18 protein-coding genes are annotated in these 22,716 nt (G+C 49.9%); 8 read left to right on the top strand and 10 right to left on the bottom strand.

Annotated features, from left to right (window positions below; all coding sequences use genetic code 11):
* Positions 1–170: 170 nt before the first annotated feature.
* Positions 171–503 (bottom strand): 30S ribosomal protein S6, encoded by a 333-nt coding sequence (gene rpsF / locus AC0QH1_RS22675; RefSeq protein WP_324633636.1) that lies wholly within the window; start codon positions 501–503, stop codon positions 171–173.
* Positions 504–1,029: 526 nt separating this feature from the next.
* Between rpsF and AC0QH1_RS22670 the strand changes: the two genes are divergently transcribed.
* Positions 1,030–1,830: a fumarylacetoacetate hydrolase family protein gene (locus AC0QH1_RS22670; RefSeq protein WP_324633634.1), complete on the top strand. Its 801-nt coding sequence runs from the start codon at positions 1,030–1,032 to the stop codon at positions 1,828–1,830.
* Positions 1,831–1,864: 34 nt separating this feature from the next.
* On the opposite strand, the gene AC0QH1_RS22665 is transcribed toward AC0QH1_RS22670, so the two are convergent.
* On the bottom strand, positions 1,865–2,344 hold the full coding sequence (locus AC0QH1_RS22665; RefSeq protein ID WP_324633632.1) for a Tic20 family protein: 480 nt from the start codon (positions 2,342–2,344) through the stop codon (positions 1,865–1,867).
* 516 nt (positions 2,345–2,860) lie between these two features.
* Between AC0QH1_RS22665 and AC0QH1_RS22660 the strand changes: the two genes are divergently transcribed.
* Complete coding sequence (locus AC0QH1_RS22660; protein WP_324633631.1) at positions 2,861–3,283, top strand: hypothetical protein; 423 nt, start codon at positions 2,861–2,863, stop codon at positions 3,281–3,283.
* Positions 3,284–3,305: 22 nt separating this feature from the next.
* Here AC0QH1_RS22660 and AC0QH1_RS22655 read toward each other — a convergent pair whose 3' ends face one another.
* From AC0QH1_RS22655 to AC0QH1_RS22645, 3 genes are all read right to left on the bottom strand, one after another.
* Complete coding sequence (locus tag AC0QH1_RS22655) at positions 3,306–5,429, bottom strand: C39 family peptidase (RefSeq protein ID WP_324633630.1); 2,124 nt, start codon at positions 5,427–5,429, stop codon at positions 3,306–3,308.
* 581 nt (positions 5,430–6,010) lie between these two features.
* Positions 6,011–6,445, bottom strand: a complete 435-nt coding sequence (locus AC0QH1_RS22650) for a peroxiredoxin (RefSeq protein WP_324633629.1) — start codon at positions 6,443–6,445, stop codon at positions 6,011–6,013.
* Positions 6,446–6,509: 64 nt separating this feature from the next.
* The gene (locus tag AC0QH1_RS22645) at positions 6,510–6,950 is read right to left on the bottom strand and encodes a peroxiredoxin (protein WP_324633627.1); all 441 of its coding nucleotides are present in this window, start codon (positions 6,948–6,950) and stop codon (positions 6,510–6,512) included.
* Positions 6,951–7,308: 358 nt separating this feature from the next.
* Here AC0QH1_RS22645 and AC0QH1_RS22640 point away from each other — a divergent pair, with 358 nt between their 5' ends.
* The 4 genes from AC0QH1_RS22640 (at position 7,309) to AC0QH1_RS22625 (ending at position 10,678) form a co-directional block, all read left to right on the top strand.
* Positions 7,309–8,076, top strand: coding sequence for a Uma2 family endonuclease (locus AC0QH1_RS22640; protein ID WP_324633625.1), 768 nt, complete (start codon positions 7,309–7,311; stop codon positions 8,074–8,076).
* Positions 8,077–8,343: 267 nt separating this feature from the next.
* Entirely contained in the window at positions 8,344–8,754 is a 411-nt protein-coding gene (locus AC0QH1_RS22635; RefSeq protein WP_324633624.1) for an Npun_F0494 family protein, read from the top strand.
* Between the two features lie 114 nt (positions 8,755–8,868).
* Entirely contained in the window at positions 8,869–10,350 is a 1,482-nt protein-coding gene (gene cobQ, locus AC0QH1_RS22630; RefSeq protein WP_324633623.1) for a cobyric acid synthase CobQ, read from the top strand.
* Between the two features lie 88 nt (positions 10,351–10,438).
* Positions 10,439–10,678, top strand: coding sequence for a 2Fe-2S iron-sulfur cluster-binding protein (locus AC0QH1_RS22625; RefSeq protein WP_324633621.1), 240 nt, complete (start codon positions 10,439–10,441; stop codon positions 10,676–10,678).
* 113 nt (positions 10,679–10,791) lie between these two features.
* Here AC0QH1_RS22625 and AC0QH1_RS22620 read toward each other — a convergent pair whose 3' ends face one another.
* The 4 genes from AC0QH1_RS22620 to AC0QH1_RS22605 all read right to left on the bottom strand — a co-directional run bounded on the left by AC0QH1_RS22620 (position 10,792) and on the right by AC0QH1_RS22605 (position 15,319).
* Positions 10,792–11,241, bottom strand: coding sequence for an SRPBCC family protein (locus tag AC0QH1_RS22620; protein ID WP_324633619.1), 450 nt, complete (start codon positions 11,239–11,241; stop codon positions 10,792–10,794).
* A gap of 106 nt (positions 11,242–11,347) precedes the next feature.
* Entirely contained in the window at positions 11,348–12,820 is a 1,473-nt protein-coding gene (gene zds / locus AC0QH1_RS22615; RefSeq protein ID WP_324633618.1) for a 9,9'-di-cis-zeta-carotene desaturase, read from the bottom strand.
* 445 nt (positions 12,821–13,265) lie between these two features.
* The gene (locus tag AC0QH1_RS22610; protein ID WP_324633617.1) at positions 13,266–13,790 is read right to left on the bottom strand and encodes a peptidoglycan-binding domain-containing protein; all 525 of its coding nucleotides are present in this window, start codon (positions 13,788–13,790) and stop codon (positions 13,266–13,268) included.
* A 437-nt stretch (positions 13,791–14,227) separates the two neighbouring features.
* Positions 14,228–15,319, bottom strand: a complete 1,092-nt coding sequence (locus AC0QH1_RS22605; protein WP_324633615.1) for a hypothetical protein — start codon at positions 15,317–15,319, stop codon at positions 14,228–14,230.
* A 719-nt stretch (positions 15,320–16,038) separates the two neighbouring features.
* Here AC0QH1_RS22605 and AC0QH1_RS22600 point away from each other — a divergent pair.
* Together AC0QH1_RS22600 and AC0QH1_RS22595 are read left to right on the top strand one after the other, a co-directional pair.
* Entirely contained in the window at positions 16,039–17,544 is a 1,506-nt protein-coding gene (locus tag AC0QH1_RS22600) for a hybrid sensor histidine kinase/response regulator (RefSeq protein WP_324633613.1), read from the top strand.
* Between the two features lie 641 nt (positions 17,545–18,185).
* Positions 18,186–20,495 carry a hybrid sensor histidine kinase/response regulator gene (locus AC0QH1_RS22595; protein WP_324633612.1) on the top strand — a complete coding sequence of 770 codons (2,310 nt, stop codon included), beginning with the start codon at positions 18,186–18,188 and terminating at the stop codon, positions 20,493–20,495.
* Positions 20,496–20,550: 55 nt separating this feature from the next.
* Here the strand turns inward: AC0QH1_RS22595 and AC0QH1_RS22590 are convergent, their stop codons facing one another.
* Positions 20,551–22,419 (bottom strand): DUF3685 domain-containing protein, encoded by a 1,869-nt coding sequence (locus AC0QH1_RS22590; protein WP_324633611.1) that lies wholly within the window; start codon positions 22,417–22,419, stop codon positions 20,551–20,553.
* Positions 22,420–22,716: the final 297 nt, after the last annotated feature.

Here is a 22,716-nt window from a genome sequence, read left to right as displayed (position 1 = left end):
TGATTGGGAAAAAAAATGGTTGAGCCGCCGAAAGGTTGGATGTGGAAGGCTGCTTTCCCGACGCGATCGCAGCTCTTGAGTGGAAGGCGATCGCCGTTCGCTTTCGCCCTTTATCCAGTCCCTTTCTCGGGGCAAATTTTGCCTTTTCCCCCCTTGACAAATCTGATAGTTTATGCTTCTACCGGTTGTTCTTCGGGAGCTTCTTTGGGTTCGCGAATCGGTTGTTTGATGGTCAGATAGCGAATGACATCATCACTCATCCGCATGGCGCGCTCTAGACCGGCAATTTGGCTACCATCGCATTCATAGTTCATTTGAATGTAAATGCCTTCGCGATGTTTGCCAATTTCATAGGCGAGACGACGCTTGCCCCGATGCTGGGTCTCGATGGTCTCGACGCCGTTTTCTTGCAATAAACTTTGATATTTCTCGATCGCCCGCTCTGTGGTTTCTTCTCCAAGATCCGGGCGCAAAATGTACATGGTTTCGTAAACGTACCGCATCCTGTTGTATCTCCTTTTGGACTGTGTGGCTTCTTCTGGTCAAACCGAACCGGAAAGCTTCGCGAGTCTTCGTTTTCACCGCCTTTGTGCGGCTTGACTCGCCCGAGCGCAGAAGAAACAAGGCTTCAGTAGCAAGGGTGATGGCGTTCGGTTTCGGCATAATTTTACGCACAATTTTCCATGATATCAGTTTTTAGCAGAGTTGGAAACTCTACCAGCCAAAATTCACCCCCGCTCTCGGCTCGCGATCGGCAGTTGCCCCTTGGCGTAACCGTTGGCGGCTAGATTGTCTCCTGGGGGATGCCCGAGGGACTTCCCCCAGGAGACAATCCCTCGGGGAGAACAGTTAACCGTACTGTGGGCGATTTTTTTAAGTTTGATGACAAAATTAGATTTTTTTTACACGGTCACGCGATACCATTTTCCGATTGATAGGGTGCCCGCAACTGTGAACTTTAACAATCTCAGCCACTCAGGCGACAAGAGCCGCAAACCAACTATCGACAAGAGGGCATAAATCAACGTTATGGCACAGCGCTACGTCCGAATCCAAAACCCAGAAGGACGGATTTACTATGGTTTACTTCAACTCTCGCGAGGCGTTCAACTCCTGGATGCGCCTCCTTGGCTAAAAGGACAACCCACCGATCGCTTTTTAGAACCCGAGAGTTACAAGCTCTTGGCTCCCTGCGTTCCGTCGAAAATTGTCGCCGTGGGCAAAAATTATTCCGACCATGCGGCGGAAATGGGAACCCCGGTTCCCTCGGAACCCCTGTTGTTTCTCAAACCTCCTACCACGGCGATCGCTGATGGAGACCGTATCGCCTATCCTCCTCAGTCGCAGCGGGTGGATTATGAGGGAGAATTGGCTCTGGTAATTGGCGAACGGGCTATGGATTGCTCGCCAGAAGAAGCAACGGGGAAAATTTGGGGCTACACGATCGCCAATGATGTCACCGCCAGAGATTTACAACGGCGCGACGGTCAGTGGACCCGCGCTAAGGGCTTCGATACGTTTTGCCCCCTCGGCCCTTGGGTGGTACGAGAAGTCAGTCCCGGCGCGAGATTGCAGACGTTTCTCAATGACCAGTCTTCCCCGGTGCAGTCGGCGGCGATCGATGAAATGGTCTTCCCCCCAGAGGTACTCGTCTCCTATATCTCTCAGGTGATGACTCTCCTCCCGGGGGATGTGGTGCTCACGGGAACCCCCCCGGGCATCGGACCGCTACAGATCGGCGATCGCGTTCGCGTGGAAATTGAAGGCATTGGCAGTTTGGAAAATACAGTGGCGCAACGACAACTGCGCTTACCTTCCCCAACGGAGTAACTCCCCACCACCACCAGCAGCACGCTGCTGGTGGTTAGCGCACCTGCATGTGAACCGCATCGGAAATGGTGGGAATCTCCGCATAACGCCCCATCACCGACTGCACCACGGAATAAATCACCGCCGCTAAGGTTCCCAAAAACAGCATGTTATAAAGGGTCTCTCCTACTAAGGACACTTGAACCCCTTTAGTTAACAAATTCACCACCAAACCCGAGACGATTAATATAATGTCTAACAAGATGGCCTGCATGGTATTAAACCGGATAAAGTGACTGATGTTCTCGTTTCTGACTACCGCAAACAACAGCACGAAAAAGATAATCAGTCCGCCAAATGGTCCGAGTACGCTATAAAGCTGTAGCACCGGCAATAGGGGAACTAACATCAGTTGCAATATCGGAAACTGTTGAAACAGAAATCGGCCAAATTGCAGGGCTGCAATTAATGGCAGCAGGTACGGTAAGCAGGCAAAAATCCGATCGGCAACACTGGTGGAACCTCGCCAAGTCATAATTTTTCTCTCCTGAGTCAGCATTGAATGGCTTCTAAGCTCAGGATAGCGCAGTTGCCCTCTCGAACTACACTGCCCCCTACAGGGCACTCGATCGGATCCGAAACCGATCGCCGATTTTCCCAGATGCGCCAGTCTATTACCACAAATCACCAAATTTGTCAACCCTTAAGCCCAAAAAAATGGCAGGGCGATCGCCACGCCATTCCACTGATAAGCAATTGTTAATCGGTAATTCTAAATTGTCAACATTACTTTTGTCCGGAATCCCTGACCCCCGGTTTTATAAAGTTTTGTTAAAGTTCTGGTCGCGCGCCGTAAAACAGGCGATCGGGTTGCGAACAATAAAGTAATCCGCACAAACCACTCTCCCTCAACTCCCGTGAGGAGTCACCCTCACCCACAACGACTGCAAGGGCTGATGGGGTGCAGGGAACATCACCGCCAAGAAACAACCGCCAATGGCAAGATTCACAGCACAGAACACTTGACCCCCCGATTAACCCCAGGAGCATAATGAAAATTTTAACTGAACCCAAAACTAACTCGCACAAAAAGTCAGATATCGACCCAAAGTTACCCCTTCAATCCTCAATCGTGCAATCTATTTTCACCTGTAGCAAACTTGGGGCAGAAAGTGCAGCCCATGCGCTCAATTTCCAGATACCCGACCTCAAACCGCACGAAGGTAATTTGTTCCGGCTTGCAGTTCCCCACATAGAGGATCGCGAAGCCCTGAAAAAATTCATTATGAGCAAATTTCCCATCAAACCCGACCCCAAAACCGGCGAATTGCGATATAAAACCATGACCCTGTATAGCGATTCCAAAATAGCCAGCACCATCGACCTCAAATCCGAGTCCTTCATCAAAGAAAAAATAGCCCACTTGCGCGGGCTAAATTTACAGATAGAGAACCATCCGTCATCTGAAGATTAATTCATCCCCAGGACAAGGCAATTTACGGCTGGATGGTATGAATCCAAATATTGCCATTCGGACCGCAAACGCGATCCATATAACTGTAGGGATAAAGCAACTTCCGACCTTCGGTATAGCTGTAACCGGTGAGGGCATCTCCCCAAGGATCTTGCACGATAAAGCCTTGTCGATTGTAACCGATAATCGTCACAATATGTCCGGTGGCGGTGAAGTAGCCGGCAATCACCACCGGACGACGATTAATCAGTTCGTTTTTGACATCAGACCAATGACTGGTAGTGATAAATCGATGTTTGAAGTCATACTCGCGAATCATCGCCGAGAGGACGCTGTGATTCGTTTGCGACCCGACGCCGCCGTAGTTAATGCACCATTGCAACAGTTCGTCTTCTAACTGACCGCCCGATCGCGATCGCACCCCATAGTAATAAAAGACCATTGCGATCGAAGTCACGTTACAGGTAGACCAACTGTAACGCGGATTATCCCGCTGCGAAAAATAAGGCACATTCAATTCGATTTGGTTGGGAACCGGATCGAAACTCCGACCGCCGCGCTGCATTTTAATATGGTTGGGGAACAAATATCCCGTATTCCCAAACTTGGGAAACTCTTCCGTAAGTGCGGCTTTGATATGGTTATCTTCGATCGCGTAACTCGCCACACCATACACCCGACCTAAAGGCAAAGTTACTTTTTCCGTCCCCTTCAAGTCCGATGCACTGACAGGTTTTTTCTTAAACACCGTGGTTTCGCGAATCGTCGCGGTTAAAGCATCCGGGTCATAGGGAATCACATCCCCATCTTTTTTGATTTGAACGTGTTGCCAATACAGATAACCCACATTACCAAATCCGGGAATCGATTCGCTTAACGTTACCCGAAAATGTCCCGCCGTGCAAGCATAACCGGTAACGCCCAAAGTTTTGCCCAGGGGTAACTCGGCTTTTAAATTATCGGTCAGCGTGGAAGAATCCACCGGTTTGGCTTTAATTAATGTAGTTTTGGTGACAAGCAATTGGGCACCGACTTGAGCAGTAGGCACATCTTCTAGCTCGAAATTGAAGACTTTGTTACCTTTGCTGAGGGTGACATGCCCTTCATAAAAATAGCCAAAATCACCGAGTCCGGGAATCTCTGATTCTAAACTAACTTTTAAGTGACCGTCGAGGAATCCATATCGATTCACCTGATAGGTGGTTCCTGCTTTCACCAAAGTTTTTTGGCCGGATTCGAGACTGGACGAATCGAGGGGGGCGACTTTAAACAAGGTATCGCGATCGATGGTTAAGCGCAAGGATTCGCCCACCGTGAGCGGATCGGTACTGACGGTAATGTAAATCACTTCAGACCCGATAGTTTGCCCGTTTTTGTCAGTTCCTCGCAACCGCAACCAGCGAATTCCTTCCCCGCTAAACCCGTTTTTCATGTCGATTTTCCAAGTGCCTGTGGCGGAATCGACTTGGACAGGTAAGGGATATTTATCCTCCGCAACCACGCTGACGGTGGCAATTTTCTCGGGATTGTAGGTGCCTTTTAGGGTTGTGGGTTGCTTGACCAATACTTCTTTTGGTCCGAGGTAAGATAAGCCAAAAGCGGTATTGATGGGTGTGGTTCCGCGATTGAGTTGCACAAAATCGGGAAACAGATAACCGGTATTGCCAAAGTTTGGTAGGTTTTCGGTTAAAGCGACTTTCAGATGCCCCGCTTCCATTGCATAGCTGGAAATCCCATAGATAGTACCGGCATTCAGGGTGAATCGTTCTTCCGGTTTGAGTTTGGTGGAGTTAATGGGTCTTTTTTTGAAGGGGGTGGTGTTGAGAATGGTGAGGTTGAGGGCGTAAGGATCGTAGGAGATTAATTCGCCATCTTTTTTGAGTTGAACGTGTCGGTGGTAGAGATATCCGGTGTTGCCAAAGCCGGGGATTTCTTGGGCTAAGGTGACGCGAAAATGATTGGCAACGCATGCATAACCGGTAATTAGAAAGGTTTCTCCTTTCTGGATTTCGGCTTGTTGTTGCGCGGTCAATTGGGAGGAGTTTTCGGGTTTGAGTTTGATTTTGGTGGTTTCGGCGATCCACAGTTGGCCAAAACCGCGCGGCGGATCGGTGAAGTTGGGGGTGTTGAAGGTTAGTTGTTGCATTGTTGTGTTGTGACAAGTTAGAATAGTTTTCTGGATCGGAATTAGCCCAATTCACGTTAGGCGCGATCGCCTACAGATGCAGGCAAAGGATTTTTCCTTCTGCCATAACAGTCAGATACTTGACATGGCCGATATCATCCGGAATAATTGAGGCGATCGCCCTCGGGTTGTGTCACCTTTTAAAGTGGCGCATGGGGGAAACATGACCTGGATTGCCAATCCGTTTTTTTCCGTCCCCTGGGTTAACATATACCCCCCATTCTCCCTATTATCATCTCGGGATTATCCTGTGCGCCTGGTAAGAAACGGGCAATCTCCTGCAACGACTCTGATTCTTGTTGAAACGGGGTATAATCCTCAAGCGGTTTTAAATTAGCCCGCGTAGAAGCAGCTCTGTCCGTATTTATTTTTTACCCTTCTAGGGTGCTTTGTTCAACTCAGATAAATTTATACCCAAAAAAAACCCGTACTGAAACCAGTACGGGTTGACGAGAGTGTATGGGTTTTCGTGAAGCTAATTCGCACATCGGAGGGAATGTTTGGAGAAATTATTCACCGCCGATAGTGCAGATTAAAACAAGTTAGCTCATTGCCTGCAAAATGTCTTTCGCGTGGGAGCTAGTATCGACTTTATCGTAAACGCGCGCAATTTTTCCTTCGCTGTCGATAATATAGGTGACGCGCTTAGAATAGCCGCCGCCATCTGCATCATAAGCTTGAGTAATCGAACCATCCACATCGGCTAAGAGTTTGAAAGGCAAACCGTATTTTTCGGCGAACATTTTATGGGAGGCTTCATCGTCGCGGCTAACCCCAAGTACCACCATTTCTTTGTCTTGATACTCGGAATAGGCATCCCGAAATCCTTGGGCTTCCTTCGTGCAACCCGGAGTGTCGTCTTTGGGGTAAAAATACAAGACGACGGTTTTGCCCCGAAAGTCTGACAGTTTAACGGTTTCGCCGTTGGTGTCTTTGGTGGTAAAATCGGGAGCCATTGTGCCCTGAGCTAGTGTCATAGATGCGCTTTCCTCATCAATTTTAATGCTCGATAACAAATCTTAACAGATTCGGAACGGCTTTTCAGCGTAATGTGGCTAAAATATCCGCGCCGTGGGTTGCAGTATTGAGATTTTCCCCTTCATAAACTTGGGCAATTCTGCCCAGAGAGTCGATGACATAGGTGACTCGCTTTGCTTTGTCTCCCTTTTGCACGTTGTAAGCCTTCGCGATGGATCCATCCACGTCGGCTAACAACGGAAATGGCAAATTGTGTTTGCGGGTAAAGTTTTGGTGAGAGACTTCATCATCTCGACTCACGCCGAGAATGGCGATATTTTGATTTTGGAATTGGCGGTAGGAGTCGCGGAAGCTACAGGCTTCTTTGGTACAGCCTGAGGTATCGTCTTTTGGGTAAAAGTACAACACGAGGGTTTTGCCGGGAAAGTCCGAGAGTTTCACGATATTGCCGTGGGTGTCTCTGGCGGTAAATGCTGGGGCAGCAGTGCCAACAGGTAAGGTCATAACTGCAACATTTTTATCAATTAGCCTGCAAAAATCTTACCAGGTTGGCGAGCTGTGTGCCAATGCTTCTCGTGGCGCGTTACCGTGAGTTATTTTATCCCATCCATCAAAAATTATTATACACCCGCCCTCTCCCCACGGGAGTTCCCCTCGGGGGTTCCCTGGGAAGCAACTCCCGGTTTATGTACTCATTCCCCTGGATTTGTTTCGCTTCTCTCTAGGCAAATTACGCTCGCCAAACTGCTGACTCCCTAGGGCGCGCATCGGCTTTGAACTCTGCCTATATCGGGGCGAAATCCTCTTGTCAATTGAGGGAATAAATTCTACAATTAAATCAGTGCAGCTTTATAAAAATACCATGACTGCCATTTCACCCAATCCCGAAAAAACTGAAGTTTATTATCCCAGTTCGGACGGAAAACCATTGGCGGAAACTTACGACCATCTCTATGCAATCCTGACGACCCTAGAAGTTCTCAAACAACATTTATCCGGTTGTCGGGTCACGGTGTTAGCCGACCAGTTTCTTTACTACAATGAGGGCTTTCCCCGGATGCGGGTTGCCCCGGATGTGATGGTCATTTTTGACGTGGAACCGGGGGGACGAGATAATTACAAAATCTGGGAAGAAGGTCAGGTGCCGAAAGTGATTTTTGAAATGACCTCAAAATCCACTCAAGGGGAAGACCTGGCGTTTAAGAAAACGCTCTACGAACAATTGGAGGTGCAGGAATATTGGTTATTTGACCCGAAAGGGGAGTGGATATCGGAACAGTTACGGGGATATCAACTGCTGGAAGGGCGTTATTTCCCGATTTTCGATAGTCGGAGCAATGTTTTGCAACTGCGGTTGGCGATTGAGGGAAAATTAATTGGCTTTTATCGGGAGGATACTGGTGAAAAGTTGTTGATTCCCGATGAATTGGCGAGTGCAGTGCGACAGAAAACCCAGGAAGTGCTGGAGGCGCAGGAACTTGCCGAACGAGAACGCACTCGCGCTCAGGAGGCAGAAGCTCGCGCCGAACGAGAACGCACTCGCGCTCAGGAGGCAGAAGATCGCGCCGAACAGATGGAGGCGATGTTGCGACAGTATCGCGATCGCTTCGGCGATTTGCCTTCCGAATAGTTGCTAAGGCGGCGATCGCGGATTGACGATCGCAATGGTCATCCTGCCACCCTGTTTTATTACCACATTTCCTTTCATTTGTCAAGCCCCGATAAAAAATTGGCCGCAAAATTCGCATCCCAGAGTGACAACCCGATGGAAATCCAGACCGACTTGAGGATAAAATCGAATCCAGATTAAAATAAAAACCACTCATTCAGTGGCGAAAAGCCCGGATTTTGCGGCGGAGTTCATCGAAGCGAAAAACGATAAAAGCGAACATTTTTTATGAAAACAATTCACCCCCCCGAAACCCACTCGATTCAATATCCCCAGGGCACCATCCAACGGGCAGAACGGGCGATGCGCTGTGCCCCCTTTCATCTGCGGTTATTTGCCACCATGCGGGGTCAAAGCGTGCCCATCCACGCGATCGCAGGCAAATCCGGGCGCGAGAAGCACTACAGGCGATCGCCCCTCACCGAACTCGCCGCCGAAACCGAACTCATCTGGCTGATTCAAGTGGGATTGCTGCGACGGGAAGTAGACGGGCAAGGGATAACCGATAGTTTTCGCCTCACGCCGTTGGGGCGTAAGATTGTGGAAAAATGGGAAAACGCCGGGGGCGAAATTCCCGCACCTACACTTGGCGATCGCCTTTATAACTTCTTAAATCGCCGATTAAAACTGCCCGTTTAACCCCCAAACCACACCGCAAAAAAAAGCAGGAGGTTCCCAACCCATCAACACTGGAAGAAAGCGCGCTTCCCAACTTTCCATTGTCAAACCTAAAGTCATCTTTATAAACCTCAAATGAAAGCCATAATGGTTGTGGGCACCACATCCCACGCCGGAAAATCTTTAATCGCCACTGCGATTTGTCGCATTCTGTCCCGGCGAGGCGTGCGTGTAGCTCCCTTTAAAGGACAAAACATGGCATTAAATGCCTACGTAACTGCCAGTGGCGGCGAAATTGGTTACGCTCAAGCGGTACAAGCGTGGGCGGCGGGTATTCTTCCAGAAGTGGAAATGAACCCTATATTGCTCAAACCCCAAGGGGACATGACCTCCCAAGTGATTTTGAAAGGGAAACCCGAAGGGAAAGTTAACGCCCAAGAATATTACAAAAAATTTTTTGATATCGGGTGGCAAACTATCACCGAATGCTTGGAGAGTTTAAAGGCAGAATTCGATGCGATCGTCTGTGAAGGGGCCGGGAGTCCCGCCGAAATTAACCTCAAGCATCGCGATTTGACTAACATGCGAATCGCCAAATACCTTCGTGCTCCTACCCTGCTGGTGGTGGATATCGATCGCGGTGGGGCGTTTGCTCATGTGGTGGGCACCTTGGAATTGCTCGATCCGGAAGAACGCTCCTTAATTCGCGGCATTGCAATCAACAAATTTCGCGGACAGCGATCGCTGCTCGACTCTGGCATTACCTGGCTAGAAGAATACACCGGCATTCCCGTAGTCGGCGTCATTCCCTGGGTAGAAGATGCATTTCCCGCCGAAGATTCCCTCAGCTTATTAGAGCGGCGATCGCGCAAAACCGACAGCGAACTCACCATCGCCGTCATTCGCTTACCCAGAATTTCTAACTTTACCGATTTCGACCCCCTCGAAGCCGAAGCCAGCGTTACGGTAAAATATATTAATCCCAAACAATCTTTAGGCTACCCCGATGCCGTGATTATTCCCGGTTCTAAAACCACGATCGCCGATTTGCTCGTCCTCAAACAAAGCGGCATGGAAGAAGAACTGCAAAACTACGTCACCGCCGGCGGTACCATTTTAGGCATTTGCGGTGGCTTTCAAATGCTTGGCGAAGCGATCGCCGATCCAGAAGGCATAGAAGGCAAAGCAGGACGCTACGAAGGCTTAAATTTATTGCCCATCAAAACCCTAATTACCGGCAATAAAATTTCCCGCCAACGAGTGGTGACATCCAATTATCCCACCCCCGGTTTGCCCGTGTATGGCTATGAAATTCATCAGGGGCGCTCTCAAGGGCGGGAGAGACATCCACGGGAATCCCTTCCCAACACTAAACCCTTGTTTGAAGATGCTAACTTGGGAATGGTGGATGAATATCAATCCGTGTGGGGCTGTTACCTTCACGGCATCTTTGATAACGGCCCTTGGCGACGTGCCTGGTTAAATCGTCTGCGAAATCAACGGGGTTTGCAGGCCCTCCCCACCGGCATCGCCAACTATCGCGAACAACGCGACGCCATGCTCGATTCTATTGCGAATGTAGTGGAAGAATATGTGGATTTAAAACCGTTTTTATGAGGGTTTATCGTCATCGAGCACCCTGCTTGATGATTCCCTCAATATCTCCTAAAATTGCCAAGTACAACCGACACCAAACCCAACAACGATGAGCGTACAAATTCTATTTTTGCCCGATGAAGTGACCGTAGAAGCTGAAGTCGGCGAACCGTTGCTCCAAGTGGCAAAACGCGCCGGCGTCACGATTCCCACCGGCTGTTTGATGGGGTCTTGTCATGCATGCGAAGTCGAAATTGACGGCGAAGAAACAATTTGCTCTTGCATTAGCGGCGTACCCGCCGGAAAAGAGCAAATTTCAGTTAATATCTATGTAGACCCGACATGGTAAAAAAATCAGCCTTTGTCGTTTGTCATTGGTCGTTTGTCATTGGTCATTGGTGGTTTTTCATTGGTCATTGACCAATGACTATTGAGTATTGACCAATGACTAATGATGAGATATTATTCTGGGGAATAGGAAGCGATCGCATATTGTCGGAATCGCTCTAAATCGGCTTGAATAGTTGATTCCACAATCCGCCCCAAAAACAAATTATCCATAATTTTGCCCAAAACGCCGGGAATGGCATAGGCGATGGTAAGCTTAACGATACTGCCTTTTTCGTGGCGATCGTAGAAGCGAACCGCCCCTTTGTTGGGTAAGCCATCCACAGATTCCCACTGAATAATTTGGTGGGGAATGAGATTTAAAATGCGCGAAAGCCAGCTAAACTCAAATCCCCCCGAGGCGAGTTTCCAGCGGGATAAATCCGGATTGTCTTCTAAGACGTGAACCGATTCGATCCACTTCATCCAGCAGGGCATTTGTTCTAAATCCGACCAGAGATTCCACACATGGTCGATGGGGGTATTAACTTCAACCAACACGCTATGTTCTAACCAATCTGTCATATTATTATTCGGAATTTTTCAACCTTGAGATTTGAGGTCAGAGTCGGGAGGGCGATCGCCCCGCCGACCCTGGAAATTGCCGAAGCATCGATCGCGCAACCCTGGATTAACCGAGGGCGATCGCCTGGGGAGTATCCGCCAGAGTTGCGGCATACTCTAAAATAGCAGTAGCGGCTTGACGCCCGGAAAGCGTTGCTCCTTCCATGCTGTCGATATAATCTTGTTGAGTGTAACTACCGGCGAGGAAGAAATTAGCCACCGGGGTTTTTTGCCCTGGACGATAGGGATCCATGCCCGGGGCTTCGCGATAAAGAGACTGGGCCAATTTCACCACACTGTACCAGGTCATATTCAGGTCGCGCGCCGAGGGGAATAACGCGCGCACTTGTTCCAAAACATGGTGGGCGATCGCTTCATTGCTTTGCTTAACAAACGGGTCTCCCGGCGTCAGCACCAACTGCATCAAAGACCCCTCCCCTTGCCGATAGTAATCCCCCGGCGAGGTTAAAGCCAAATCGGCAAAACAAGAAAAATCCGCATCCGGGGTATAAAGGAGATTATCCAGACCGGCAGCGGTTTGCAATTGGCGGCGCTTTTCAGCATCGTGCAATTCCGTCACCCAGCCATCAAAGCGCAGTTGCACCGTGGCCACGGGAACCGTATCGAGTTGGTAGATATTATCAAATTCCGGCCATTTGCGCCACGCTGGGGGCAGCACTTTTTTAATGCCAGGGACATCACAAGCAAACAGGTATGCATCGGCGGTGATGGTTTCTTCGCGATCGCCTTGGGCCACCACAATCCCATTAACGCGGGTTTCGCCGTTGTTTTCGTCAAACAGAATTTGCCGCACTCGGCGTCGGGTGTGAATTTTGGTGCCCCGCGCTTGGAGATAGTTGACGATCGGTTGGTGGAGGTAGGTATCCGGGGAACCTTCCAGCATCCGCAGCACTGACGCTTCGGTTTTAGCGGCAAAAAATTGAAAAATCGTCAACATGCAGCGGGCGGAAATTTGCTCGGTATCGATGAAACCGAGGGCATAGGCGATCGGGTTCCACATTTGTTTCAGGGATCCCTCGCTACCGCCATGCTGGCGAAACCAGTCGGCAAAACTGATGCGATCGAGGGCGCGAATGGTGTTCATTGCGCCGTCGAAGTCTACCAAACCGCGAATCAGCGGACTGGTACCCAGGGCGATCGCGTTTCTCAGCTTATCGATTGCCGAAAGTTGAGAGGTGGTGAAAAAGGCTTTTAAGCCATTGAATGGCGCACCGGTGATAAAGCGAAAATCTAATTCCCCGGTAGTGCCCCCTTCGTTGACAAAGGTGTGGGTATGTTCTTTGAGGCGCAAGTTTTCGAATGCGCCGACTTTTTTCATTACCTCGAACAGGTTGTAATAACAGCCGAAGAACACGTGCAATCCCATTTCCACGTGATTGCCTTCGGCGTCAACCCAACTGCCGACTTTACCGCCGACAAAGGAACGAGACTCGAAGATTTCCACTTCGTGTCCCGCATCTGCTAGTTCAATGGCGGAGGCCATTCCAGCCAATCCCGCACCTGCGATCGCAACCCGCATTCTGCCTTATCCTTGTAAATTTCTTTACATATTTTAATATCAGAGGCCACCAAATTCCATCCTTTTCACCGGGTTTCCTTCGGATTTCTCATTCCCCGAGGAGTCTGGAAAGCGACACCCCCCGACGGATCCTTCCCGCCAGGGGGCTAAATCATTGGCGCTGGTTTTCGAGAAAAAGCCCCGGGGTCAGGGTAGGGCGTCGATCCGGAACGGCCCAACCATGACCAGGGCGATGTTTTAATTGACAATTGTCCAAACGCGATCGCCAACAATGCAGAATCGGTTTCCTCTCCCTGGGGCGAAAGCCTTTTTTATCCGAAAGCATGACCCCCAATTTTTGTGGGTCAACGGCGCAATGCAGGGTGCGGAGTTAGTGACACCGCCGCCTTGATTATATAGCGGGTTGGCTTTTTTTTAGCACATTGTTTTGCTTGCTTTTTGCGCTTTAGGATGAAAAATTCGGCTCGATAAATTTATTATTGGCGCGCACGAATTGGGCGGCTCCTCGGTTATTAATCACTAACCAGGGTTTGCCGGTGTTATCGTATTGTATGGGATTGGTATAGTCGGGTTGGACTCCCAGCACGATTCTTTCGGGGAAGGAACTCTCTACGGGAAACTCAAACCCCGGGCCACTGCGGGCATTCACGCCCCCGTTGGCAACGACTAACCAGTCGAGCCAGTTGGTGTCTGGGATGAAGTCGCCGGCGGGGTTGACTTTCGGGGGGGAGGTGGTGGCTTCCCGGTCTGGGGGAGTGATTTCGGCAACGGCTCGATCGAGAACAGCCCCCGTATTCGGTCCGACGATACCATCTACGCTCAGTCCTTTTTCTTCTTGAAAGGCTTTCACCAGTTCTTCGGTGCGCTCGTCGAATTCCCCGTTTATACGGCCAATACTATAGGCGAGTTTTTCTAGTTTTTCTTGCAATTGCTGGACTTCTATACCGCGATCGCCACGTTGTAAAGCCATGTTGTTCTCCTCAAGTCATCTTCAGCCAATGGTCTTTCCTATTGTACGATGCTGTGGGTTGATGCCAGGGATCTGCCAGGGGCGATCGCGGTTCTCTCCCCCGCCCTCTTCTTCTCCCTGGGGATTGACACCGGGAATTACTATTCATTTAATTTGCATATTTTCTTAATTTATTTTCTCAAATTCAGGCCACGGTACTTACGGTATTTATCGGCTCTATCCCTGTTGTCGCTTGTCAATTCCCTAAAATCTACAACAAAAGATAGGCTATCTCTCGACGGCTTGGGGTTAAGGAAGACCCCCGCCCGGTTGTCAAAATGCTAAACTATGCAATTTAAACGTTTAACACCGGAAAGTCCGCCTGCCGGGTGGCTAAGGCTAGCCCGCCGATGTCTTTTGCACTCGCGCCGGTTTCGGTGTAAGCAGGGTGTCTGTGGTTAGCCCACCACCCAGTTTCCCAGGGATTCGATGGATTCAAAAGCGAAAGAATCGCATTTGGATTGTGGCTCGAATACCGCCGGGGAGAACATTTCCCACATCGCCTGTAGGTAGGGGACGAACAAAGCGCATTCTTCGTCACTGAGGCGATCGCGCAATTGCTGTCCTAACAAATTCAGCATTTGTCGCACTAAATCCCACTTGACCCCCAAGTGCGGATAAAGCATAACGCACAAGGGAAATAACTCCTGTTGCACCGGGGCAATGCTGTTTTCCAAAACGCAAACCCACAAATACACCAAGAACATTTCCACATCCCGCAGGCTGGAATTTTTCACCTGCGGATCTTCCAAAGAACCGCTGGCGCTGCGATATTTGGGATATAATTCAATGGCGCGATCGCACACCTGCTGCGCGATGTCTCGACTAGCGAGCAAAAGCTGCTGTACCGCCCCCAAGGCCACAGAATCTAACTCCGTTTCGCCGGCGGCTTCGTAAAGGCGCTGCAAAGGCATATTCAGATATTCCTGAATCACTTTAAAATAACTGCCAAGCAGCAGTTGCTCCGACTCCGGGGCTTCCTGGGTCAGCAACCGGGCGGTATAATAACAATGAAGATTGACAAAGCCGAGCGCCAACGGATCGAGGGTAATATATTCTTGGCGCAGTTTGCCCAGTTGCGGGCCTAGGGTTCCTGCCACTTGCTGCGGGCTTTGCCCCTCTGCATACATTTGCAAGACCTTTTCGTACATTTGATGAGCTTTCGCGGCAATTTCCCAGGAATTGAGAACCGGGGCATCCATCCCCTGTTGCTGCAAGGGTTCGGCTAAGACAATTTCCGTCTGCGACCAGGCGCGGGCAATGGTTAGACGCAGACATTGCCGCAGGTTATAGGCGATCGCCCCTCGCTGGCGCAGGGGATCCATTTCGCTCTCTTCATCAGCAGGATTTTTTGTGGCCTGCGATCGCGCTTGGATGTTTTTCAGATAGCGCTTGGCCCACTGCTGAGAAAATGAGGCAACGGAGGAATCTCCCTTGTCGGCGTGCAAGCGGATATAGCGGGCATAACGAGGCTTGATTTCTTCTAGCATGGCGTTTTGACTCCCCTGGCGAGTAGGCTGCGAGTTCCAGCTCCTCTTATTAAAATGTGTTAAGGTATGTTATGAGTTTATCACCATCCCTGCGGCCTTGTCATTAGATTTTCGGATTGGCTTTCCGGGTTTTTCCTTATCCTTCTTCCTGCCTCTGCGCGATGCCCCTTGGTGTGAGAGCTTGGCAGGGCATCTGTCTTGGGGGCTTGCCACTTTCCCACTCCAGGCGGCTGGGCATGTCCATTTACTAGGATTTAGCTTTCCGAATCGGTCAGTATTTATCAGTAAATTTAGTCAAAAATTGGCTTAAATTTACATGAATTTACGTTTTTTCAACCCATAAATGACAAGTTTGCAAAAAATATCCACAATATTTATACTTTACCTAACTCTCAAAAAAATCCCTTTAATTTACCACTGCATGCGGGAATTCATACCGACTTGCCCGCCCGGTTGTTCCTCGTGTATTTCTCTGTTATCCACGAGGAACCATCCCAGGTCAAGTGGCAGTACAACCTTGTCTCTCTCCGAAGAAATCCTCGCATAAGTGAGTCTATCGCTGGCAACCCCTATCTACAGCAACCGGAAGGAAAATTAACCCCTGCCCAGGAGTTAATCTTTTATAAAACCGAGTGAATTCGCCACTCACTAGGAGTGAATTGCTTTATTATAGAAAAATGCATTTCCATCAAATTAGAACAAACACTCAGGGGACGGGCATGACCAGAGGAAAAATCTTAGTGGTGGAGGATGAACTCTTGATGGCAGAGTTGATTGCTCTCCAACTGGAAGACTTAGGCTATACGATCGCAGGGGCGGTGGCGACTGGGGAAGAGGCGATCGCGAAAACTGGCGAAACCCAGCCGGACTTAGTGTTAATGGATATCATCTTACCGGGCAACATTGATGGCATCGCCGCCGCGAGGGAAATTGGCGATCGCTTCGAGACCCCGGTGGTTTTTATTACCGGTTCTGACGATCTATCCACCTTCGAACGGGCTAAAAATGCATCGCTTTATGGTTATTTAATCAAACCTTTTACCGAGAAAAATTTGCGAGTGGCGATTGAAGTTGCTTTAGCGCAACACCAGCGAGAACGGGCGTTAAAACAAAATCAACCCCCCTACGGATTGTGGTTGCGATCGATCGGGGATGGGGTGATAGCAACCGATCGCCAAGGGTCAGTGGTATTTATGAACCCCGCCGCTGAAGCGATGACTGGATGGACCTTAGCAGAAGCAAGAGGGCAAGGGTTTGGCAATATTGTGCCCCTGGTGAATCAAATCACCGCAACCCCAATAGAAAACCCAGTCGGGCAAGTGATGCGCGAGGGCAATATCGTTTACTTAGAAGAGAATACCGCATTAGTGGCCAGAAACGGCGATCGAATTGCGATTGGCGACAGTGCCAGTCCTATCTATCACGAAACCGGCGAAATTAACGGGGCAGTTTTAGTATTCTGGAAACTTCGCAAGCAGCCAGATGCAGAAATTGTAGACATTCAACTGCAACGAGAACGAGAACTCAACCAGCTCAGAAGGCAATGTTTGTCCATCCTCGCCCACGAGTTACGCACTCCGTTAAGCACTATTTTATCCTCCACCGGACTGCTACAACTGTACAGTGCCCAATTACCCGAAAACTCAAAAGCAGAACAACTGGTGCAAATCGAACGGGCGGTGCAGCAGATGAATCAGACCCTCGAAGCAGTGCAGGTTTTCAGTCAAACAGAGGCGGGGCGCTTGCCTTTCCACCCCGAACCGATGGACTTAGGGCAATTTTGTCAGGAACTCGTGGCTCAATTGCGCCACAGTGAAGGGAACAATCGCGAGATTGTCTTCATCCAACAGGGCGATTGTAGCGAGGCTCACCTGGATGTCACCCTGCTGGGGTTTATCTTGCGAAATCTGCTCTCCAATGCGGTGAAATATTCTCCTGTGGGCAGTGTGGTGCGCTTTGACGTGACCTGTCACCCTGCGTCAGAAATGGCCATTTTCCAAATTCAAGACCGAGGCATCGGGATTTCCTCGGAGGATGTCTCCCACCTGTTCGAGTTATTTTTCCGAGGGGAAAATGTAGGGGAAATTCCCGGCATCGGCTTGGGATTAGCGATCGTCAAGCAGTGCGTTGATTTACACCACGGCGAGATTTTATTTACTAGCGAAGTGGGACTCGGTACCACGGTGACGGTTCGCTTGCCTTTGTTTGGCTTCCGAAGGGAATAAAGGGCATTTATTGCAATGCTATTCAATTGATGGCAGAGGGCGTCGCCTATAACTTTTATGAATTCTAAGTTATCGGCTACGCCATTTATTTTTTTTGACTAAAAATGCATTTTCTATAACTCCCGACCCTGAAGGTGCCAGACTGGCGATCGCTTGCTATAAAACCGTGGCAAGGCATAGAAAAAAACTGGTTATAGAAAAAATCTATGGCTATTATTAGAATAAACCAGGAGTTCCGGGACACCCACCCCACTCTACCCCCGGTTTCCGGAAAATCACTGGGCGTTCGACAATCGGAGCGCGCGATACACTCAGGGTGGCTTCTTGAATGCCGAAAATAGAGTGTTTTGCCGGAAATTTTTCCCTCCGAGGGATGACATCAAACCCACTCATTCCTTATAATAAGAAAATACCCATCATACACGCCGGTAATGATACTTAGGAACATATACCCTGGATCTCCGAGTCCCCCCTAATTATTGTAGAGTTAGCTGACACTGAAACAGCAGATAAACTGTAGCGTAAAATACCGTTGACTGGGAACCGCTCGCGATTGTTGCCGTGGCGATCGCGGATATTAACCCAGTCTTAACCTAAGCGTTAAAAGTGGACTGTTCTGCCGTAAAATTAGAGAAGTTCCCATGCAAAAAATATTGGTCATTGAAGACGAAGCCCAAGTTTGTCGCAACATTCTCGCCCTATTAAAAGCAGAAGGATTTGAAGCCGTGAGTGCGGCTAACGGTGAAATCGGGTTGCTGTTGGCGCAAGCGAAATTGCCAGACTTGATTCTGTGCGATGTCATTCTCCCGAAGCTGGACGGATTCCAAGTGGTGGAAACTCTTAAGGCGGATCCGACAACCGCGAGAATCCCGGTGATTTTTATAACGGCAAAAAGCGATCGCGCCTCTTGGCGGCGGGGCATGACCCTCGGCGCTGAAGATTATCTGACCAAACCCTTTACCATACCAGAACTGAAACAGACGATTATGGCGCGTCTGGCAAAACAACAACTGGCGAAGCAGGAGTGGGAAACTCGCCCTCAATTACCTAAGCGCCAAAAAACTGCCACCCAAGCGGATATCCGCCAACTCGACTACGAAGAACCCTTTCGCAAAGTGTTCCAAGAAGGTCCCTTGGGCATGGCACTGGTGGATTTAAACTATCGCTTTTTTAAACTCAACCATCGCTTCTGCCAGATGCTTGGCTATAGCGAAGCAGAACTGAAACAGTTGGCCTTTCCAGATATCACTCACCCCGACGATGTGAATCTCGATTTGCAACTAATAGAACAACTCGAAAGCGGCCAAATTCCTCACTACCAAATCGAAAAACGATATCTGAAGAAAACCGGCGAAATTGTCTGGGTTCAGCTCACCGTGTCGATAATTCGCGACGCCAACCAACAGCCGCTTTATTTTTTGGGAACTATCGAGGATATTAATCTCCGCAAGCGAATGCAACGGGCGCTGCAAGAAAGCGAAAGTCGTTGCCGCGCTATTTTCAATCAAACGTTGGATTTCATGGCACTGCTGTCTCCCCAGGGAACGGTTTTGGAATGCAATCAAACCGCGTTAGAATTGGGCGGAATTCCGTTGGATTCCGTGCTCGATCGCCGGCTTTGGGAAACCCCTTGGTGGAGCGATTTGCCCGAAACTCAGAGCCAGTTGCGAAGCGCCATAGAAGCCGCCGCCCAAGGCAGTTCGATCCGCTCTGAAGTCGAGGCGATCGCGGCGCAAAATCAGCGAGTGATGCTGGAGTTTTCCATTCGACCCCTAGAGGATAATCTTGAAAATCCGGTGATGTTAATCTTCCAAGGACGAGATATTACCCAGGGCAAAATTGCCGAAGCGAAAGTGCAGCAACAACTGGCCGCGATCGAGTCGGCAAGCGAGGGGATTGCTATTCTCAACGAACACAATGAGTATATTTATGTGAATCGGGCGCAGGTGGAACTATTTGGGTATCAATCTGCCGCAGAACTGTTAGGAAAAAATTGGCGCGTGCTGTATTCAATTGCTGATAGCGATCGCATCGAACGAGAGATTTTTCCGATGCTAGTCCAAGAGGGAAAATGGCAAGGTGAAGTCACGGCAAAACGACGCAATGGCGCTACATTTGACCTGGAAATCTCTCTCAACTGGATTGATGAAGGCGCAATCGTCTGCATCTGTCGCGATATTACTAGGCGCAAACAAGCCGACTCAGAAGTGCGAACCGCCCTCGCTAAAGAGAAGGAACTCAACGAAATCAAAAATCGGTTTATTTCCATGACCTCCCACGAGTTCCGCAACCCCCTCAGTTCGATTCTGATGTCGGCGGAAATGTTAAAAATTTACGGGTATAAGTGGCCCGAAGAGAAAAAGCAAAAACATTTCAACCGGATCGAGACCTGCACCAACAAACTGACGCATTTGTTAGATGAAATCTTGTTAATCGGACGGGCGAATTCTGGCAAACTTACTTTAACTCTGGAGCGGTTCGATTTAGAGGAAGTATGCGCGCATCTGGTAGAAGAATTTGAACCCAAGGCGGCAGAAAAGAACAGTAAACTGGCATTTCGCTTCGCCGGGGAGAGGAAAGATGCGAAAATGGACGGGAAGTTACTAGAGCATATTCTGGGAAACTTGCTGTCCAATGCGATAAAATATACTCCCGAGGGGGGTGCGATCGCATTTGAAGTGGAAGTGAAACTTACTGAGTCAGAAGAGAAGGAAGCAGAAAACTGGGCGATTTTCCGCATTTCCGATAGCGGGATTGGCATTCCCCCGGAAGACCAAAAGCGATTGTTTGAAACTTTCCATCGAGCGAAGAATGTGGGGAATATTTCCGGCACCGGTCTGGGATTGGCGATCGTAAAGCAATGTGTGGATTTACATGGAGGGAAGATAAGCGTAGAGAGTGAAGTGGGGGTGGGCACCAAGTTTACGGTGCAGTTGCCATTACAAGTTTAATGGTCATGGGTCGTTGGTCATGGGTCATTGACAAATGACCCATGACCAACTCATTTTATTTTTGCTCTTCTTTTTTGTTTTTATCGAAGCGACTTTCTTGCAGGGCATTGCCGATGCCTTGGAGAATGCCGCGACCGACTAAACCGATTCCGCGACCGAGTTGAATCAGGAGATAGCGTGCGCCACTGCCTAGGGAGAGGAGCAAACCGCGCAGGCGAGGGGCGATCGCGTCGCGGGTTTCCAGGAGCAAGGTGACGAGGAGACGCCCGCCGCGAAGTTGGGATAATTCGCGATCGCGCGGGGAGTAAATGGAGAGTTCTTCAATGGTACCGCGATCGCTCAACACCAAGAGGCGATACTGACTTTCAAAAATGGCTTTTGGTTCCCGCCAGTTTTTTTCCGTGCGATATTTCCAGGACAAGTCATTGCGAAAGCGCTCGATTTCGCGAGTAGAAAGCCATTCGCGATCGAAGAAATCCTGCTTAATCACTTCCACATCGGCAAATCGATTCAGCAGGGGTTGGATGGCGGCATTGGCCAGTTGCAGGATTAAGTTTTCCAGCAAGACTGTGGCGCGCTGCATGGCTTCCGGACTCTCGGGAGGGTAAGTGCGATTATCAATTGTTAGCGGCACTCTGTATAGCAAATAGGCCAGTAAATCCAGAGTGAGGGGGATTTTGGAAAGAATTTCCCCTTGGATGACCGAAGCATCTTCGAGCAAGATAGGCACCAGCTCTAAGGGGGGGAAAGTTTGCCCCTCGGAGGCAAGCGTGTCGAAATGGAGGGAATAATATTTGCCGAAAAACTCGGCGATCGCCATTTCCCACAGATCGAGCAAGACGCGATCGCGTTTAGGTGCAAGGCGATCGGCCTGAACTTGAGAATAGCGCAGTTGACCGAGCACTTCTTCAAATTGGCGCACCACAGTATAAAGCAATTCTTGCTTTTTGTCGCGGTGCAAAATATCAATTTCCATCACCTTTCCGGTGCGGTTTAATAGAGGCGAATCGATTTTAGCTTCCGTGGCATTAAATAAGCGCGCCTGCAAATCGATAGCTTCGAGGGGGGCCTGTGCGGCGGGAAGCAATTCGCCATTGTGGACCCTAACCGGAGGGCGATCGCCGCCTCGGCGGGGGGCATCTTGTCGCGGGGAAAGGTGCCGGATCCCGGTAGTTTTCTGCTTGTCCTCCAGGTGACGGCGGATCCCCTGAAACCCACGGGGATAGAGTTTGCGCTTTCCGAGGCGCATCGACGGGGCGAAAAGTTGATTCACCATCCAACGGGCCGCGAGCAATTCCCGTTGTCGTCCTTCCAGAAAAAGGCGGTCCAACTGCGAGAGTTGCGGGTGTTGCACCGAAGCTTGCACCTGAGCCATTTCCGCTTCGATTTGCTGCACTCCCGAGCGACCTATTTCATCAAGCCAGCGGGCGATGATGCCCGGGGAACTGGGCGTAGCGGGGGGTTCCACCTCCCAATAGCTGTTGCCCGCCGCCACCGTGCGAATGGCGCGAATCAGTTCCGCACCGGCGATGCCCTTGGTGCAGTATCCTTTCACATTGGGACGATACGCCAGACGGAAGGCATCGGGGTCCGGCCAACCACTGAGCAGCAATATAGGGAGTTGGGGAGAGAGTTCTTGGAGCTGTTGAATGCAGGTGGGGGCATCTAGGGAGTCGGCATCCCCTGGACCCAAGTGCAAGTCTAAAACCACCAAGTGGATGGGAGGTTGGGGGGGAGAGGCGGCGGGAGGCTCAGCCGGGGTTTCCCGGGCGAGGGACGCAAAGGCAGTGCTGCTGTCAGTGACGCGATCGACCACTTGCAAATCGGGAAACTGTTCGCACAGGGTGGCGAGACCCAGGAGGAAAATAGGGTCTTCATCGATTAGCAGCAGTTTGTAGGAGGAATGGCTCACGGCGTTCAACATGGGAAGAATGGCAGTATGCAGGGGAACTAGACGAGAAAAGCGCCAACAATTTCTGAAGGTCTAGTTCCTATTGTCCCCCAGCAATGGTGATTGGAATGGCGATCGCGCAAAAACCCCAGAAATTTATTCAATCCCATCAATCGGTAGGGGGGCATTATTAGATTCTTGCACGTTTGGAGCCGGAGCGGGTTCGGGAGAATAGGACGCAGGCTGTTCGTAAGCCGGCGCGGGTTCTGAGTAGGAGGGGGCGGGTTCTTGGTAGGAGGGGGCTGGCTCCTGGTAGTAAGAAGCTGGCTC

This window comes from Phormidium sp. CCY1219, assembly GCF_055795085.1.
The sequence above is the reverse complement of the archived record's forward strand: the minus strand, read 5'-3'. Positions and strand labels throughout refer to the sequence as shown.

Excerpts from the sequence above, each read along its gene's own strand:
- rpsF (WP_324633636.1), bottom strand. The coding sequence starts at position 503 with ATGCGGTACGTTTACGAAACCATGTACATTTTGCGCCCGGATCTTGGA.
- AC0QH1_RS22670 (WP_324633634.1), top strand. The coding sequence starts at position 1,030 with ATGGCACAGCGCTACGTCCGAATCCAAAACCCAGAAGGACGGATTTAC.
- AC0QH1_RS22665 (WP_324633632.1), bottom strand. The coding sequence starts at position 2,344 with ATGACTTGGCGAGGTTCCACCAGTGTTGCCGATCGGATTTTTGCCTGC.
- AC0QH1_RS22660 (WP_324633631.1), top strand. The coding sequence starts at position 2,861 with ATGAAAATTTTAACTGAACCCAAAACTAACTCGCACAAAAAGTCAGAT.
- AC0QH1_RS22655 (WP_324633630.1), bottom strand. The coding sequence starts at position 5,429 with ATGCAACAACTAACCTTCAACACCCCCAACTTCACCGATCCGCCGCGC.
- AC0QH1_RS22650 (WP_324633629.1), bottom strand. The coding sequence starts at position 6,445 with ATGACACTAGCTCAGGGCACAATGGCTCCCGATTTTACCACCAAAGAC.
- AC0QH1_RS22645 (WP_324633627.1), bottom strand. The coding sequence starts at position 6,950 with ATGACCTTACCTGTTGGCACTGCTGCCCCAGCATTTACCGCCAGAGAC.
- AC0QH1_RS22640 (WP_324633625.1), top strand. The coding sequence starts at position 7,309 with ATGACTGCCATTTCACCCAATCCCGAAAAAACTGAAGTTTATTATCCC.
- AC0QH1_RS22635 (WP_324633624.1), top strand. The coding sequence starts at position 8,344 with ATGAAAACAATTCACCCCCCCGAAACCCACTCGATTCAATATCCCCAG.
- cobQ (WP_324633623.1), top strand. The coding sequence starts at position 8,869 with ATGAAAGCCATAATGGTTGTGGGCACCACATCCCACGCCGGAAAATCT.
- AC0QH1_RS22625 (WP_324633621.1), top strand. The coding sequence starts at position 10,439 with ATGAGCGTACAAATTCTATTTTTGCCCGATGAAGTGACCGTAGAAGCT.
- AC0QH1_RS22620 (WP_324633619.1), bottom strand. The coding sequence starts at position 11,241 with ATGACAGATTGGTTAGAACATAGCGTGTTGGTTGAAGTTAATACCCCC.
- zds (WP_324633618.1), bottom strand. The coding sequence starts at position 12,820 with ATGCGGGTTGCGATCGCAGGTGCGGGATTGGCTGGAATGGCCTCCGCC.
- AC0QH1_RS22610 (WP_324633617.1), bottom strand. The coding sequence starts at position 13,790 with ATGGCTTTACAACGTGGCGATCGCGGTATAGAAGTCCAGCAATTGCAA.
- AC0QH1_RS22605 (WP_324633615.1), bottom strand. The coding sequence starts at position 15,319 with ATGCTAGAAGAAATCAAGCCTCGTTATGCCCGCTATATCCGCTTGCAC.
- AC0QH1_RS22600 (WP_324633613.1), top strand. The coding sequence starts at position 16,039 with ATGACCAGAGGAAAAATCTTAGTGGTGGAGGATGAACTCTTGATGGCA.
- AC0QH1_RS22595 (WP_324633612.1), top strand. The coding sequence starts at position 18,186 with ATGCAAAAAATATTGGTCATTGAAGACGAAGCCCAAGTTTGTCGCAAC.
- AC0QH1_RS22590 (WP_324633611.1), bottom strand. The coding sequence starts at position 22,419 with ATGTTGAACGCCGTGAGCCATTCCTCCTACAAACTGCTGCTAATCGAT.